10 protein-coding genes and 1 pseudogene are annotated in these 15,582 nt (G+C 72.8%); 5 read left to right on the forward strand and 6 right to left on the reverse strand.

The annotated features are described in order from the left end of the window. Positions 1-33: 33 nt before the first annotated feature. Both FLL47_RS07535 and tilS read left to right on the forward strand, forming a co-directional pair. The gene (locus tag FLL47_RS07535; RefSeq protein ID WP_144119735.1) at positions 34-1,116 is read left to right on the forward strand and encodes a zinc-dependent metalloprotease; all 1,083 of its coding nucleotides are present in this window, start codon (positions 34-36) and stop codon (positions 1,114-1,116) included. A 197-nt stretch (positions 1,117-1,313) separates the two neighbouring features. After that, positions 1,314-2,210, forward strand: a pseudogene (tilS, locus tag FLL47_RS07540) (tRNA lysidine(34) synthetase TilS); the annotation flags it as partial. 41 nt (positions 2,211-2,251) lie between these two features. Here the strand turns inward: tilS and dacB are convergent. Then, positions 2,252-4,156, reverse strand: a complete 1,905-nt coding sequence (dacB, locus tag FLL47_RS07545; protein ID WP_246157644.1) for a D-alanyl-D-alanine carboxypeptidase/D-alanyl-D-alanine endopeptidase — start codon at positions 4,154-4,156, stop codon at positions 2,252-2,254. Positions 4,157-4,457: 301 nt separating this feature from the next. Between dacB and FLL47_RS07550 the strand changes: the two genes are divergently transcribed. Further along, positions 4,458-4,949: an inorganic diphosphatase gene (locus tag FLL47_RS07550; protein WP_144119737.1), complete on the forward strand. Its 492-nt coding sequence runs from the start codon at positions 4,458-4,460 to the stop codon at positions 4,947-4,949. A 68-nt stretch (positions 4,950-5,017) separates the two neighbouring features. On the opposite strand, the gene eccCa is transcribed toward FLL47_RS07550, so the two are convergent. Continuing rightward, positions 5,018-9,010 (reverse strand): type VII secretion protein EccCa, encoded by a 3,993-nt coding sequence (gene eccCa / locus FLL47_RS07555; protein WP_144119738.1) that lies wholly within the window; start codon positions 9,008-9,010, stop codon positions 5,018-5,020. Positions 9,011-9,130: 120 nt separating this feature from the next. Between eccCa and eccD the strand changes: the two genes are divergently transcribed. Together eccD and mycP are read left to right on the forward strand one after the other, a co-directional pair. After that, positions 9,131-10,582 (forward strand): type VII secretion integral membrane protein EccD, encoded by a 1,452-nt coding sequence (gene eccD / locus FLL47_RS07560; protein WP_144119739.1) that lies wholly within the window; start codon positions 9,131-9,133, stop codon positions 10,580-10,582. 80 nt (positions 10,583-10,662) lie between these two features. Further along, positions 10,663-11,958: a type VII secretion-associated serine protease mycosin gene (gene mycP, locus FLL47_RS07565; protein WP_425457662.1), complete on the forward strand. Its 1,296-nt coding sequence runs from the start codon at positions 10,663-10,665 to the stop codon at positions 11,956-11,958. A 69-nt stretch (positions 11,959-12,027) separates the two neighbouring features. On the opposite strand, the gene FLL47_RS07570 is transcribed toward mycP, so the two are convergent. From FLL47_RS07570 to nth, 4 genes are all read right to left on the reverse strand, one after another. After that, complete coding sequence (locus tag FLL47_RS07570; RefSeq protein WP_144119740.1) at positions 12,028-13,206, reverse strand: MarP family serine protease; 1,179 nt, start codon at positions 13,204-13,206, stop codon at positions 12,028-12,030. Positions 13,207-13,210: 4 nt separating this feature from the next. Next, on the reverse strand, positions 13,211-13,888 hold the full coding sequence (locus FLL47_RS07575; protein WP_144119934.1) for an NUDIX domain-containing protein: 678 nt from the start codon (positions 13,886-13,888) through the stop codon (positions 13,211-13,213). A gap of 93 nt (positions 13,889-13,981) precedes the next feature. Further along, positions 13,982-14,716 carry a TlpA family protein disulfide reductase gene (locus tag FLL47_RS07580; protein WP_144119741.1) on the reverse strand — a complete coding sequence of 245 codons (735 nt, stop codon included), beginning with the start codon at positions 14,714-14,716 and terminating at the stop codon, positions 13,982-13,984. A 122-nt stretch (positions 14,717-14,838) separates the two neighbouring features. Then, a complete protein-coding gene (gene nth / locus FLL47_RS07585) occupies positions 14,839-15,567 on the reverse strand; it encodes an endonuclease III (protein WP_144119742.1) in 729 nt (242 codons plus the stop codon). Positions 15,568-15,582 lie beyond the last annotated feature (15 nt).

Consider the following 15,582-nt stretch of genomic DNA (forward strand, 5'->3'; position numbering starts at 1 on the left):
GCGATATGGCTACGGGAGAGTAGGTTCTTAGCTATGGCTCTCGTGGACTGGGATCTCGCCTCGACCACCGCCGCGCGGTTCGGCCCGACCGGACCGTCGGTGACCTACGAGCAGGCCACCGCGGTCGTCCGCGACCTGAGGCGGCTGGCCGACGAAGCGATAGGCCACGTCGCGGAGTACACGAAGATGACGCCGCAGGTGCCGGACGCGCCGGTGCGCGTGGTCGACCGGCGCACCTGGGCCGACGTCAACGTGCAGGGGCTCCGTACGGTGATCACGCCGCTGACCGACAAGCTGGAGGAGAAGGTCGGCTTCCTCGGCAACCTGGTCGGCGCGAAGGTGACCGGCGTCGAAGCCGGAGCGGTGCTGGGTTACCTGTCCGGCAAGGTGCTCGGCCAGTACGACATCTTCGCCGCGCCGCCCGCCGAGCCCGGACGGCCCGTGCAGGCCGGGCAGCTGCTGCTGGTCGCGCCGAACATCGTCGGCATGGAGCGCCGGATCAAGGCCGACCCCCGCGACTTCCGGCTCTGGGTGTGCCTGCACGAGGTCACCCACCGGACCCAGTTCACCGCCGTGCCCTGGCTGCGCGAGCACTTCCTCAGCGAGGTGCGGGCCTTCGTCGAGGCCACCGAGCCGCCCACCGGCAACCTGCTCAGCCAGGCCTACCAGCAGTTCGGCGCGGCGATCAAGGCCGCCCGCGAGCCGGAGGGCACCCGCGGCGCATCGCTGCTGGAGGCCGTGCAGACACCGGAGCAGCGGGCCGTGCTCGACCGCCTCACCGCGGTGCTGACGCTGCTGGAGGGCCACGCCGAGGTGGTCATGGACGGCGTCGGGCCGCAGGTCATCCCGAGTGTCGCCACCATCCGGGCCGCGTTCGACCGCCGCCGCCACCCGAGCAACCCGGTCGAGCAGTATCTGCGCCGCCTGCTGGGCATCGACATCAAGATGCGGCAGTACGCCGAGGGGCGCGTCTTCGTGCAGTCCGTGCTGGACCGGGTCGGCATGGACGGCCTGAACCGCATCTGGGAGTCCAAGGAGACCCTGCCGACCCTGGACGAGATCGCCGACCCCGACGCGTGGGTGGCCCGCGTGGTCACCGCCGACACCCGGGGATGAGGCTCGACCCCTCGGTCGCCGCGATCCGCACCGCGATCCGCCACACCCTGACCACCCTGCCCGCGGCCACGCCGGCCGAGCCTGCCGCAACTCTTGAAGAGTCGCGGACTCAGGACGGCTCCGAGGGCGCGAGTCTTGACGAGTTGCGGCAGGGGGACGGGTCGTCGGGCGAGGTCGCGGGGGGTGGGCGGCCGCTGGTGTTGGTGGGTTGTTCGGGTGGGGCGGATTCGCTGGCGTTGGCGGCGGGGGCCGTTTTCGTCGCGCCGCGGGTGGGGTGGCGGGTCGGGCTGGTGACGGTCGATCACCAGTTGCAGGACGGGTCGGCGGGACGGGCCGAGCAGGTCGCGCGGTGGGCCCGGGAGCAGGGATTCGACCTGGTGGAGGTTGCGACGGTCGAGGTCGGTACGCGGGGCGGGCCGGAGGCGGCGGCGCGGGAGGCGCGGTACGCGGCGCTGGCCGAGGCGGCCCGGCGGCTCGGCGCGGCGACGGTCCTGCTCGGACACACCCGTGATGATCAGGCCGAGACGGTGCTGCTGGCGCTGGCGCGCGGGGCGGGGCCGCGCGGGCTGGCCGGGATGCCGGTGCACCGGGAACACGCCGGGGCGCGGTTCAGCCGGCCGCTGCTGGACGTGCCGCGCTCGGCCTGCCGGGCCGCATGCGCGGCGCAGGACCTGGTGCCGTGGGAGGACCCGCACAACACCGATCCGTCGTACGCCCGGTCGCGGGTGCGCGCCGACGCGCTCCCCGCTCTGGTCGCCGCGCTCGGCGAGGGCGTCGTGGCCAACCTGGCCCGGTCCGCGGCCCTGCTGGGCGCGGACGCCGACCTGCTCGACGAGCTGGCCGGGAACGCGCTGGAACGCTGCCGTACGCCCGCCGGGCTGTCCGCCGGCGCGCTGGGCGGGCTGCCCGCGGCGCTGCGTACCCGCGTGCTGCACGCCTGGGCCGCGGAGCTGGGCGCGCGCCGCGCGGCGCTGACCCACCGGCACGTCGCGGCCCTGGACGCGCTGGTCACGACCTGGCATGGGCAGGGCGCGACACTGCTGCCGGGCGGGATCGCGGTCAGCCGCCGGTCAGGTGAGCTGACCGGCGGCTGACGCTCGAACTGCGGCTGCGACAGCCGCGGTGGTCCGGCGGCTCAGCGGCAGCCGCAGACCGCGACCGCGGCGGCGATCTTGTCGAGGGAGTTCTGGGCGGTTTCGCGGTCGCTCGGCACGTTGTCGGCCAGCACCGCGAACGCCAGCAGCCGCCCGTCGACCGTCTGCACCACACCGGACAGCGAGTTGACGCCGTTGAGGGTGCCGCTCTTGGCCCGGACCACCCCGAACCCGGCCTTGGACTTGGCGAAACGCAGCGTCATCGTGCCGGACCAACCGCCCACGGGCAGGCCGTTGAAGAAGTCGGACAGGTGCGAGTCGGTGCCGCCGGCGGCCTTGACCAGCAGACCGGTCAGCACCTTCGGTGAGATCTTGTTCTTGGGCGACATGCCGGAGCCGTCCAGCAGGTCGCTCTGCGTCGCGTCGAGGCCGAGCTCGGTCACCACCTGCTCGATCGCGGCGGCGGCCCCGGCGAACGAGGCGGGCTGGCCCTTGGCCAGGGCGACCTGGTGCGCCAGCGCCTCGGCCAGCGTGTTGTCGCTCTCGGTCAGCATCTGCTCGACCTGACGCAGCAGCGGCGCCGAACGCACCGAACCCAGCTCCTTGCCCGGCGCCGGCGGCCCGGCCGCGGCAGCGCTGCCCTGCGGCGAAGGAGCCGCCGAGCCGGTGGTCGCCGCCGCGGGCGCCTTGCCCTTCGCGCTGCCGGTCAGCCCGAGCAGCTTCGCGAAAGCGTCGCCGGCCGCCCGCTCCGGGTCGTTGTACCGGTTGAAGGGCATGACGCGGTCCTTGATGTCGGTGCGCGCGCCGTTGATCATCACTGCGGTGATCCGGGAGACGTTGCCCTCGCCGAGGGTGTCCGTCGGCCAGTCAGGCGACGCGTTCGGCCCGGTGAACAGGCTTCCATCAGTGATCACCTTGGTGATCGGGGTGTCCCCCATCGCCTTCTTGACCTGTGCCGCCAGGTCGTCGAGCTCGGCCGCGCCTTCGTAGAACTTCTTGGCCGTCACGCCGAGCGTGGCGTCACCCGCCCCGATCAGCACGACCTCGCCCGGGTTCGGCCCGGCCACCACACGGGTGGTGATCCGATGGTCGGGACCCCTGGTGGCGAGCACCGCCGCCGCCGTCACCAGCTTCGTGTTCGACGCCGGAGTGATCATCGCGGTGGGGGTGCGCTCGTAGAGGACCTCGCCCGTGCTGACGTCGACCACCGAGGCGCTGACGCTGCTGCCCAGCGGCGAACCGACCACCAGCGGGTCGAGCACCTGCTTGAGCAGCGCGGCGTCCGGGATCGGGGCGTCGGTCAGGGCTGCCAGCACCGGCCTGGCCACCGGCTCCGCGGGCGGGGCCGCGCTGGGCGACTGCCAGTCGGGTGCGTCCAGCAGGTTCGACATCAGGTCGGGCTTGAGCACGGCGACCCCGCCCAGCCCCGCGCCGAGCGCGACCACCAGCGTCAACACGGTGATGAGCACACCCTTGCGGCGCTTCTTCGGCTTGCCGCCCTTCGGGGCGGCGGGTTCAGGGGCGGCGGGTCGGCCGTACTCACCGGGCCGGGTCGCCGAAGGGCGGCCGCCGGCCGGTGTTCCCGGCCCCTGCGGCGCCTGGGCAGCACCGTAACCTCCGGCGCCCTGGCCCTGCGGGACCTGAGCCGCGCCGTAGCCAGGCGAGACCTGGCCCTGCGGCGAACCGTAGTGACCGGGCGACGCCTGGCTCTGCGGGACCTGTGGCGAACCGTACTGGCCCTGCGGCGAGCCGTACTGGCCCTGTGGGACCTGAGCCGAACCGCGGCCGGACGGGACCTGCGCGGAGCCGTAAGGCTGGGGCTGGCCGGGCTGGGGCTCACCGTGGACGGGAGCGCCCTGCGGCGTGCCGTAAGTCTGTGGATTGCCGTACGAGGCGGCCTGTGGACGGCCGTCGTGGGGCTGGCGATCCTGGGGAGAGCTGTGCACATCCTGTGGATAAGCACCCGGTCGGGGACTTGCGGTCTGTGGATAAGCCGGTGGATACCCACTGCTTCCCTGGTCCGGAGCCTGTGGATAACCGCTGTGGACCTGCCAGACCCACTCCTGGCCGTTCCACACCCATTCGCCCGGCGGGCCGGACGGCGAACCCGCGGCATCTCCGGGCTCGGCACCGTAGTGTGAACCTTGCCTCCCCAACGCGGCCCTCCTCCGATGCCCGAAACCAGCCAGGCGAGACTAGCTAAAATTCGCCAACGTCGGCGAACTAACAGGCCAATGGGAGTGTGAAATGGATTTCGACGTCACGGTTGAGATCCCTAAGGGGCAGCGCAACAAGTACGAGGTCGACCACGAGACCGGGCGGATCCGGCTGGATCGCACCCTTTTCACCTCCACCCAGTACCCCGCCGACTACGGGTTCATCGAGAACACCCTCGGCGAGGACGGCGACCCGCTCGACGCGCTGGTGCTGGTACAGGAGCCGACTTTCCCCGGCTGTCTGATCAAGTGCCGCGCCATCGGCATGTTCCGCATGCGTGACGAGAAGGGCGGCGACGACAAGGTCCTCTGTGTGCCGGCCTACGACCCGCGCCTGGAGCACCTGCGTGACATCCATCACGTCGCCGAGTTCGACCGTCTCGAGATCCAGCACTTCTTCGAGGTCTACAAGGATCTGGAGCCCGGCAAGAGCGTCGAGGGCGCGACCTGGGTCGGCCGCACCGAGGCCGAGGCGGAGATCGTGCGCTCCTTCGCGCGCGCCAAGGAGAACGGCGGCCACTGAGGCCGGACATGTCGAAAGGGCGCGACCGGAGAATTCTCCGGTCGCGCCCTTCGTCGTGGGGAGGCGGCTCAGAACGCGGGCAGCTCGGCGAGCTGGACCAGCCGTGAGCCACGGCGGGTGATGAGGCGGCCGCGACCGGGCGGCATGCGGTCGTACTTCATCCGGCTGCCGAACGGCGCGGTCACGATGTTCTCGGCGGAGAGCATCAGGTACGGCGCGTTCGCGGCGGCCAGCCGGGACAGCGCCGCGTCGTAGTTCGAGCGGTTGCCGCCCCAGTTCGCGCCGGCGGCGGCGATCAGGTGCAGACCGACATCGCGCGCCTGGAAGAGGAAGTCGGCCAGCGGCTCGATCGGGTGGCTGCCACCGGAGACGACCACGTCGTAGTCGTCGATGATGAGGAAGAACTCGCCACGCCCGGCCAGCCAGGGCCGCAGCGGCATGTCCTGCGGGCGGGTGCCGTCCGGCGGCCGCCGCTCCTCCATCTTGACCCGGATGGCCTCGACGTAGTCGCGGATCTGGGACAGGTTGCTGATGTACGCGAGCTGGTGCTCGGTGGTCACCGCCCCGAGCAGGCTGCGCCGCGGGTCGATGATGATCATCTTGGCCTGGTCGGGGGTGTACCGCTGGGTGATCGTGCGCGCGATCTGGCGCAGCAGCGTCGACTTGCCGCTCTCGCTCTCCCCGAACGCGGTCAGGTGCACGTCGGCGTAGAAGTCGACGGTGGCCGGGGTGAGGTCGTCGCCGAGGCCGATCGGCAGCGTCCACTCGCCGCCGGTCTCCAGGGGCATCCGCTCGTACGCGTACACGCTGGGCAGCATGCGCACCCGCGGCGCGGGCATGCCGTCCCAGTGTTTGGCGATGTGCTGGATCAGGTCGTCGCGGTGGCCGACGGCGTCCACGTCCGGGCGCAGCGCCAGCGAGAACAGCCCGTCGGGGGTGAGGCCGAAGCCGGGGCGCGACGGCACCTGCGGCGCAATCTTGCGGACCCGGCAGATGGTGTCGCTCGGGTCGCCCAGCCGCAACTCGAGCTTGCTGCCGAACTGGTCCTGGATGTTGGCCCGGAAGTCGCGCCAGCGCAGCGAGGTCGCCACCACGTGCACGCCGTAGGCCAGACCCCGGGTCGCGAAGTCCGTGATGATCGGGTCCAGGTCCTCGTAGTTCTCCTTCAGCGTGCTCCAGCCGTCCACGACCAGGAACACGTCACCGTACGGGTCGTCGGTGAACCGCCCCGCGGCGCGCAGCCGGCGGTACGCCGCCATCGACTCGATGCCCTGCTCGGCGAAGCGGGTCTCGCGCATGTTCAGCAGCTGCGCGACCTCACTGACGGTGCGCCGGACCATCAGCGCGTCCTGCCGTCCCGCCACGCCGCCGACGTGCGGCAGCTCCCGCAGCGCGCCGAGCGAGCCGCCGCCGAAGTCGAGGCAGTAGATCTGCGCCTCCTGCGGCGTGTGCGTCAGCGCCAGGCCGGTGATCAGCGTGCGCAGCAGGGTGGACTTGCCGCTCTGACCACCGCCCACGATCGCGACGTGGCCCGCCGCGCCGTCGGCCAGCCGCAGCCACTGCAGGTCCCGCAGCTGCTGCGCGGGTTTGTCGACGACGGCGACCGGCACCCGCAGCGCGCCGCGCAGGTCCGGGTTGGCGACCGTCAGGCCGCGGCCCTCGACCAGGCCGAGCTGCCCGAAGGCGAGGTCGAGCGGCTCGGAGACGTCCAGCGGCGGCAACCACACCTGGTGCGCGGGCGGGCCCTGGCCGACCATGCGCTCGATCATGACGTCCATCAGGCTCTCGCCCGGCTTGACGTCCCAATTGACCTCGGGTTCGGCGTTCGCCGGGCGCTGGGGCACCGGCACGAAGTGGTTGCTGAAGTCGTAGACCAGGTCACGGCCGTCGACGCGGCGGGCGGCGGTCTCCCCGGCCTTCTTGAACGAGCCGGACACGTACGCGCCCTTGAACCGCTGCAACGGCTCCGAGCCGAACTTCAGGTAGCCGTGGCCGGGCGCCTTGGGCAGGTCGTACGCGTCGCCGACGCCGAGCACGGCCCGCGACTCCATCGCGGAGAAGGTGCGCAGGCCGATCCGGTACGACAGGTGGGTGTCCAGGCCGCGCAGGCGGCCCTCCTCCAGGCGCTGGCTGGCCAGCAGCAGGTGGATGCCGATGGACCGGCCGACCCGGCCGATCTGGACGAAGATGTCGATGAAGTCGGGGTTCGCGGTGAGCAGCTCGGAGAACTCGTCGCAGACGATGAACAGCGAGGCCAGCGGGGCCAGCGCCGCGCCACCCGTACGCGCCTTCTCGTAGTCCTTGAGGTTGGCGAAGTTGCCCGCGGCCCGCAGCAGCTCCTGGCGGCGCAGCACCTCGCCGGTGATCGCGTCGCCCATGCGGTTCACCAGGTGGCTCTCGCCCTCCAGGTTGGTGATGACCGCGGACGTGTGCGGCAGCCGGTCCAGCGAGGCGAACGTCGCACCGCCCTTGAAGTCGACCAGCACGAAGTTGAGCTGCTCGGAGGAGTGCGTGGCGGCCAGGCCGAGCACCAGCGTGCGCAGCAGCTCCGACTTGCCGGAGCCGGTCGCGCCGACGAGCAGGCCGTGCGGGCCCATGCCGTCCTGCGCGGACTCCTTGATGTCCAGCTCGACCGGCGAACCGTCCGGCCCGACACCCAGCGGCACCCGCAGCATGTTGCGGTTCGCGCGCGGCGACCAGCCGTACGCCACGTCGAATCGCTCCGGGTCGGGAATGCCGAGCAGGTCGGCCAGGCCCTTCTCGGACGTCATCGCGTTGCTGCTGGTGATGGTCGTGGCGGACAGGCGCAGCGGGGCGAGCCGGCGGGCCAGCGCCTCGGCCTCCACCACGCTGAGCCGGTCGGCGACGCCCACCTCGGCGACCGAGGCCGAGGTGACGGTGTGCAGCGCCCGTTCCCGGCCGCGCACCTCCAGGGTGAGCATGCCCCGCTCCAGCAGCCGCGGCGGCGGGGAGTCCAGGTCCAGGATCGTCATGCCGGACAGGCCTTCGGGCACGGCGAGCTGCCCCGCCCCGGCCATGTCCGCGCCGTCGAGCACGACGACCACGTGCGGCGCGCCCTCCCCGGCGCCGAAGCGCGACCGGCCCGCGAGCACCTCGGCCAGCAGAGCCTCCATCTCCTGGGCGGAGGTGGCGAACAGCCGGGCCGGGCCCAGCGCGTCCACCCGGCTCGGGTGCTGGTGGTGCGGCAGCCACTTGGCCCAGTCCCACGCCTCGCGGCGGTAGGACGAGCCGCAGATCGCGATGATGAGGTCGTCGGGCGCATGGAACACGGCCAGCTGCGCGAGCATCGCGCGGGCCAGGCCGTGCACGTCGCCACCGTCGCGGTGGTCGGCGGCGAAACCCGTGGTGTACATGCCGTCGTTGCGCGGGGCGGCGCTGTCGCCGCGTAGGAACACCCGGCCGAAGCCGCGCATGGACAGCGCCACCGGCAGGTCGGGGACGACGGAGTAGGCGTCGAGGAAGCGCCGCAGCGCCCCCGCCGTCATCGGCTCCAGCTCCTCGAGCGGGCGGGTCTCCGGCGGCAGCAGCGGGGTGGCCAGCGACTGCGGGCCGAGGCCCACGCGCACGATGCCGAAGTCGGGGTCGTGCGGACGGCGTTCCCAGAGCCGGAAGCTGTCCACCGTGGACCACAGCCGCTGCGGGTCGGGGTGGCGGTAGAACAGGCCGGTGCGCTGCTGCTGGACGGCCTGGCGGGCACGGCGGCGCAGGCCGGCCAGGTGGCGCAGGTATTCCCGGCGCGCCGCCATCATCTCGGCCTTCTTCGGCTGGCCGGCGCCGTTCATCAGGCTCGCCGCGATCATGCCGAGGCTGGAGACGCCCATCATGCCGCCGGCCACATACGACATCTTGTCGCCGTTGCCGCGGCCGACCATCATCGCCATGCCCAGGCCGCTGCCCAGCATCGGCAGGATCATCATGGCCTGCTGCCAGCGCCCGCCTGCGGCCTGCGGAATCTCCGGCGGCGCGTCGATGACGAGCTCACCGGCCGGGATCTCCGGCGCGGGCCGCCGAGGCGCCCGCTTGACGATCACCGTACCCATGCGACGCCCTCCCCAAGACGGTCGATCGCCCGCCATGCTAGGCCATGCCACGTTTCCGCGCCCGTGCGCGGGAACGGCCGCGGGATGACGCACCACGGCACGACGTGGTAGACGTACCGGGTGAGCTACCCCGCCGCCACGACCGCGTCCCCCACCGGCCTTGCCCGCATCACGCTGCACACGCCGCAGCGCCGCGTCGACGTGGCGCTGCCTGAGCAGGTGACCGTCGTGGACCTGTTGCCGGATCTGCTGCGCCACGCCGGGGTCGGCCTCGCCGACGACGGCGAGCAGCACGGCGGCTGGGTGCTGCGCCGCGCCGACGGCAGCCCGCTGACCGAGAGCATGTCGCTGCAGCAGCAGTCGGTACGCGACGGCGAGGTCCTGCACCTGGTCCCGGCCCAGGAACAGTGGCCGGAGCTGGAGTACGACGACGTCGTCGAGGCGATCGCCGAGGGTGCGCGCCGCCGCGGCACGGTGTGGACCCCGGCGGCCACCCGGATGGCCACCCTGGTCGGCGCGGGCGTGCTGCTGGTGGCGGGCGTGCTGGCACTGGTGCACGGCGGTCCGCAGTGGACGCCGGGCGGTTACCTCGGCCTGACCGTGGCGGTGCTGCTGCTGGTCGGCGGCGTGCTCGCGTCCCGGGCGTACGGGGACGGGGTCACCGGCAGCGCCCTGGCGGGCTTCGCCCTGCCGTACGCGTTCGCGGGTGGCGCGCTGGTGCTCGGCGGCGCGGACGGCGCGGGTGCGCCTGGGCTGCCGTCCTGGCTCGGCGCGTCGCAGCTGCTGGTCGGCTGCGTGGCGGTGCTGCTGTTCGCGATGCTCGGCGCCGCGGGGGTAGGCCACGGCCTGCGCGTGTTCACCGCGGGCAGCACGGCCGGACTGCTCGGCGCGCTGACCGCACTGCTGGCCGGGCTGGGCGCGGCCGGTGCGGCCGCCGTCCTGGTCAGCGCCCTGGTCTGCGGTATCGGCCTGGTGCCGGTGCTGGCCATCCGGTTCGGCAAGGTGCCGGTGCCCTCGGTGACCCCGCCGCGCCCGGCCGATGGCGAGAGCGCGTTCGCGATGGTGCCCGCGAGCCGTGGGGCCGCCACGAACCTGCCCGACCGCTCCCGCGTGTTCGCCGCCGTGGCGCGCTCGGAGGAGCTGCTCACGGGCATGCTGATCGGATACGCCGTGCTGATGGCGGCGGCCGGCCTGATCCTGGTCACCGCGGGCGGCACGGCCGGCCGGGTGCTCGTCGCGGTGTGCGCGACCGCGCTGCTGCTGCGCTCGCGCCTGTTCGTCACGGTGCGCCAGCGGGTGCCGCTGGTCGTCGCGGGCCTGTTCGGCCACCTGCTCCTGCTGGGCGCGGCGGTGTGGCTGTCCGAGGGCAGCACCCGGGCGTTCTTCGCGGTCGGCACGGTGGTGCTGGCCATGGTGATCGTGCTGGCCGGGCAGACCTGGTCCCGCAAGGCCCCCTCGCCGTACGTCGGCCGCGCCGCGGACCTGTTCGACCTGCTGGTGGTCGTCTCGGTGGTGCCGGTGGCGGCCTGGGTGCTCGGTGTCTACGGGCTGATTCAGGGCTGGGCGGCGTAGCCGCGTTCGCTCGGCTCGCGTCAGCAAGACGAGCGGCAATTCTTCCTCCGCGCGGGTAGCCGTGTGAGAATGGCGGAACTGTGTCCAGACTCCGGACTCCCCGCCTGGTCAGCGCCGTGCCGCGGAAAGATGCGACGGCGCTGCTACGCGTCGTGGGCGCACTGATCCTGGCCGCGTTCGGCAGCCTGGCCGCGACCACGCCGCAGGACGCGGTCGCTCCCGAGGTGACGGAACTGCGGTCCGATGTCGCGGAGCAGCGCGCGTCCCGCGCGGGCACCGCCGACGACCAGTGGCAGCTGGCCACATTGCACGCCACGCGCGCCTGGCAGCTGGCCGATGGCGCGGGCGTCACCGTCGCGGTGGTCGACTCCGGCGTCGGAGACCACCCCGATCTGAACGGCCAGGTGCTCAGCGGGCTGGACCTGGTGGACAACTCCGGCAACGGCCGTGACGATCCGGTCGGCCACGGCACCACCGTCGCCGCGCTGATCGCGGGTCGCGCCGACGACAGCCGCGGGGTGGTCGGGCTCGCTCCGAAGGCGAAGATTCTGCCGGTGCGGGTGCTCGACGAAGGCAACAAGTACGACGACGCCCGGGTGGTCGCCGAGGGGGTCCGCTGGGCGGTGGACCACGGCGCGAACGTGGTCAACCTGTCCCTGGGCGGCGGTGGCGCCAGCGAAGCGCTGGCCGAGGCCATCGACTACGCGTTCGCCAAGAACGTCGTCGTGGTGGCCTGCGTCGGCAACGTGAGCACCGGCGGCCCCACCGAGATCTGGTATCCGGCCCGGGAGCCGGGCGTGCTCGCGGTCACCGCGATCGCCCCCGGCAACCGCCACCAGCTCTGGCCGGGCTCACTCACCGGCGCGCAGGCCGTGCTGGCCGCGCCCGGCACCGATCTGGTCGGCGCGCGGCCTGGCGGCTACTGGAAGGTGCAGGGCACGAGTTTCGCCGCACCGCTGGTGTCGGCGACCGCGGCGCTGGTCCGCTCCCGCTGGCCGGACATGCCCGCCGCCGAAGTGGTGCAGCGGCTGATCACGACCGCACAGGACCTCGGGCGACCCGGCCGCGACGACGACTACGGCTACGGCCTGGTCGATCCGGTCGCCGCGCTCACCGCCGAGGTGGCGCCGGTCCGGACGAACACGCTGGACACCGCGCCACCGCCGGGCAAGACGGGCTTCGGCACGGCGCCACCGCAGACGAGGAACACCCCCACGCCGGTCACGTCGCCGTCCGTCGCCGCCGAGGTGCTGCCCCGCCGCGAGCGCGGTGGACTGAACCTCGCGCTGGTCGGCGTCGTCGCGCTGGCGGGCAGTGCGATCACCGCGCTGCGCCACGCGGACCTCAGATCGAACAGGCTTCCCGACAGCCGCTGAGGCGCAGCGTCGCCGAGACTCGGGCGACCACCGGTTCGGTTCGAGCGGCTGCCCGCCGGCCGGTGAGGCTCAGGCGCACTTGCCGGTGCCGACCGCGCTGGTGCGGGTGCGCCCCATCAGGGCGATCGTGGAGGCCTCGTCGGCGGTGACCGCGTACCCGACGTTGGGGTCGTCGGCGGCCGCCGCGAAGATCACACCGAGCACGCTGCCGTCCGCGGCGACCAGCGGGCCGCCCGAGTTGCCGCTGCGCACCAGGCCGCGGATGGTGTAGACCTCGCGGGTGACGGTGCCGTCCTCGTAGATGTCCGGGCCGGTGATGTCACCCACGTCACGCACCCGCGCCGACTGCGCGTTGTACGGCCCGTCCAGCGGGAAGCCCAGCACGATCGCATCGGCGCCGGTCTTGGCGGGCGAGTTCGCGAAACGCATCACCGGCGCCTTCAACGACGGCACGTGGATCACGGCGAGGTCGCGTTCGGGGTCGTACACCACGACATCGCCCCTCAGCCGGGCCCCGTTGAGCTCGATCCGGATCGTCTTCGTGCCGGCCACCACGTGCGCGTTGGTCATCACGTGCTCGTCGGCGAAGACGAAGCCGGAGCCCTCGATGCGGCGGCTGCAGCTCGGCGCGCTGCCGAGCACCTTCACCACGGACTTCTTGGCGTTCAGCACGACCTGCGACCCGGCCAGTTTCGGATCCGGCGCGGGCACCTCCTTGACCTGGGTCGGCACCAGGTCGCCGAAGACCTCGGGGAAGCCGTTCGTGTCGACGGTGTCGCGCAGCGCCTCGGTGAGCGTCTTCGCCTCGCCCGGCATCACCGAGTCGATCGCCGCGAGCAGACTGCTGCTGCGCACCGCCTTGGCCAGCCCGGGCTGCGCGGCGTCACTCAGCGGCACCGCGACCAACCAGGCCACCAGCGACACGGCCAGCACCGAGACCACCGCACCACCCAGGTCGTCGACGGTCTGCCCGGCCCGATTGGTGATCGCCCGCCGCAGTTTGCCGCCCCACCAGCCGGCCAGCGACTGGCCCAGCACCGCCAGACCGAACACGGCGATGAGCGACACCACGAGCTTGAGCACCGAGTCGTCGAGCAGCCCGGCCAGCAGCGGCCCGAGCTGTAGGCCGATCAGGGCGCCGCCGAAGAACCCGATGAACGAGAGCACGCCCACCACGAAACCCTGCCGGTAGCCGCTCACACCGAACAGCAGCAGCAGGATGATCAGGACACCGTCGACGATCGACATCGGCTCAGCCTACGGAAGGGACATCGGTGGTGCCACTAAGCGTGGCGGCCGGGATGGGCAGGGCCTCGATCCGGTCGGTGGGCCAGGGCCGCGCCCAGCCGCCGAGTTCCAGCAGCGTGGACAGCACGCCCGCGGTGAAGCCCCAGACGAGCATGCCGCGCGACTGGAAGGCCGGGCCGATCCACCCGCTGGAGTGGCGCACCCGCAGCCGGTGGTCCGGATCCGCGAGCTCGGCCAGCGGCAACCGGGCCACGTGCGCCACCTCGCCCGGGTCGTGCGCGCCGACCGGGTGCGGCGCGTGCCACCAGGCCAACACCGGGGTGACCAGGAAGTCGGTGACCGGGATCCACAACGTGGGCAGCTGCGCCAGCACGGTGACGCTGGCCGGGTCCAGCCCGACCTCCTCGTTCGCCTCACGTAGGGCGGTCGCGGTCAGGTCGGCGTCCGCGGGCTCCACCGCGCCGCCGGGGAAGGCGGGCTGGCCCGCGTGGTTGCGCAGGGTCGCGGAGCGCTGCATGATCAGCACGTCCGGCCCCTGCTCGCCCTCGGCCAGCAGGATGAGCACGGCGGCGGGCCGGCCGCCCTCGTCGGGGGTCGGGATGCGGGTGAAGTCGACGGCGCGCGCGGCGCGTACCCGGGTCAGCAGCGGTTCGAACCATGCCGGCGGCTGCCTGGTGACCACTTCGCTCACGCCTTCTCCTCGCTGCGCTCGTCGGCGGCAGGGCGGCGGGACCGGCCGATTCGCTCGCTCATGCCCGCTCCTCGCAGCGCTCGTTCATGGGCGGCCGAAGTGGTGCTCGACCAGCTGCGCCAGGGTCTGGTCGGTCAGCGCCACGTCGCGGTAGACGCTCGCCCGGCCGTCCGCGCCGACGAACAGCGTGAGCGGCAGCAGGTTCTCGCCGACGGCGGCCTTGAGCCCGCCGGACCGGTCGTACACGCTCGGCAGGCTCACCTTCAGCTCGTCGGCGAGCCAGGCCGCGGCGTCGCGGCCGTCCTCGGTCACCACACCCAGCACCGGCACCCGGCCGCTGTCGGCCAGCCGCTGGAACGCGGGCAGCTCCTGGCGGCACGGTGCGCACCAGGACGCCCACAGGTTGATCACCAGCGGCCCGCGCAGCGTGGACAGCCGCACCGCGTCACCGCCGGCCATACACTCCAGGGTCAGCTCGGGCAGGCTGATCACTCGGGCACGCCCCCTGGGCGTCGGTGCCGAGCTCGTGGACGCCGTGCCGTTCGTCCTCGGTGCCGCGCTGGTCGGCAGGGTCGCGATCGGGCCGTCGTTGCCGGTGGTCGGCACGACCGCCCCCTGAATCGCCGAGGGCGAGGTGACGGCCGGTCGGGCGCTCGCGGCGTCCGGTGCCGGTGACCCGGTGACCTCAGGGGTCACCGCCGGGGCGGTGGTCGTGACACCGCCGGTGAACGGCGTGCAGGCCGCGAAAGGCTGCGGCACCGTCCCGTCCGGCCCGGCCTCGCCGGGCCCGGTGCAAGCGGCCAGCAACGTTGCCGCCACCGCGGCCACCGCAAGCGCACGTTTTCCAGGAAGCCGCCGCTTCATCGGAGCGGGTGGCGACACTTTCCCGGAAAACGCGGCCCGGCGAAGGCTCCGACGGTGGTCCGGATGGCTGGGAAGGCTCATGCGCCGACCCCGGCGAGGGCGGCGATCTCCGCGGTGCGCGGGCCCTTGAGCAGCTTGACCGCTTCGGCGGGATCGGTCGGGCCGACGCCGTACGACGGGCACGTGCTCGCCAGGGGGCAGGCGCCGCAGGCGGGCTTGCGGGCGTGGCAGACCCGGCGACCGTGGAAGATCACCCGGTGCGACAGCATCGTCCAGTCGCGCTTCTCCACCAGGGCCCCGACCGCGTGCTCGATCTTCACCGGGTCGGTCTCCTCGGTCCACGCCCAGCGGTTGACCAGCCGCTGGAAGTGGGTGTCCACGGTGATGCCGGGGACCCCGAAGGCGTTGCCGAGGATCACGTTGGCGGTCTTGCGGCCGATGCCGGGCAGCGTCACCAACTGCGGCAGCGTACGCGGCAGTTCGCCGCCGAACCGGTCGACGAGCTGCTGGCCGAGCCCCATCAGGGAGGCCGCCTTGTTCCGGAAGAAGCCGGTCGGCCGGATCATCTCCTCCAGCTCGACGCGGTCAGCCCCGGCGTAATCGGCGGCCGTGCGGTACTTCCCGAACAGGGCCGGCGTCGTCATGTTGACCCGCACGTCGGTGCACTGCGCCGACAGGATCGTGGCGACCGCCAGCTCCAGCGGGTCGGTGAAGTCCAGCTCGCAGTGCGCGTCCGGGTGGATGACCGCGAGTTCGCGCGCCATCCGCCGGACCCGGCGCTTGCGCGCCAGGTCGGTCTCGTCCATCACCGATACCACGGC

The sequence above is a fragment of the Catellatospora sichuanensis genome (assembly GCF_007483665.1).
Classification (GTDB): Bacteria; Actinomycetota; Actinomycetes; order Mycobacteriales; family Micromonosporaceae; genus Catellatospora; species Catellatospora sichuanensis.

Bases quoted from the DNA above. Each gene is read 5' to 3' on its own strand.
- FLL47_RS07570 (WP_144119740.1), bottom strand. From the start codon at position 13,206: ATGTCGATCGTCGACGGTGTCCTGATCATCCTGCTGCTGCTGTTCGGT.
- nth (WP_144119742.1), bottom strand. From the start codon at position 15,567: ATGGACGAGACCGACCTGGCGCGCAAGCGCCGGGTCCGGCGGATGGCG.
- eccCa (WP_144119738.1), bottom strand. From the start codon at position 9,010: ATGGGTACGGTGATCGTCAAGCGGGCGCCTCGGCGGCCCGCGCCGGAG.
- FLL47_RS07550 (WP_144119737.1), top strand. From the start codon at position 4,458: ATGGATTTCGACGTCACGGTTGAGATCCCTAAGGGGCAGCGCAACAAG.
- FLL47_RS07535 (WP_144119735.1), top strand. From the start codon at position 34: ATGGCTCTCGTGGACTGGGATCTCGCCTCGACCACCGCCGCGCGGTTC.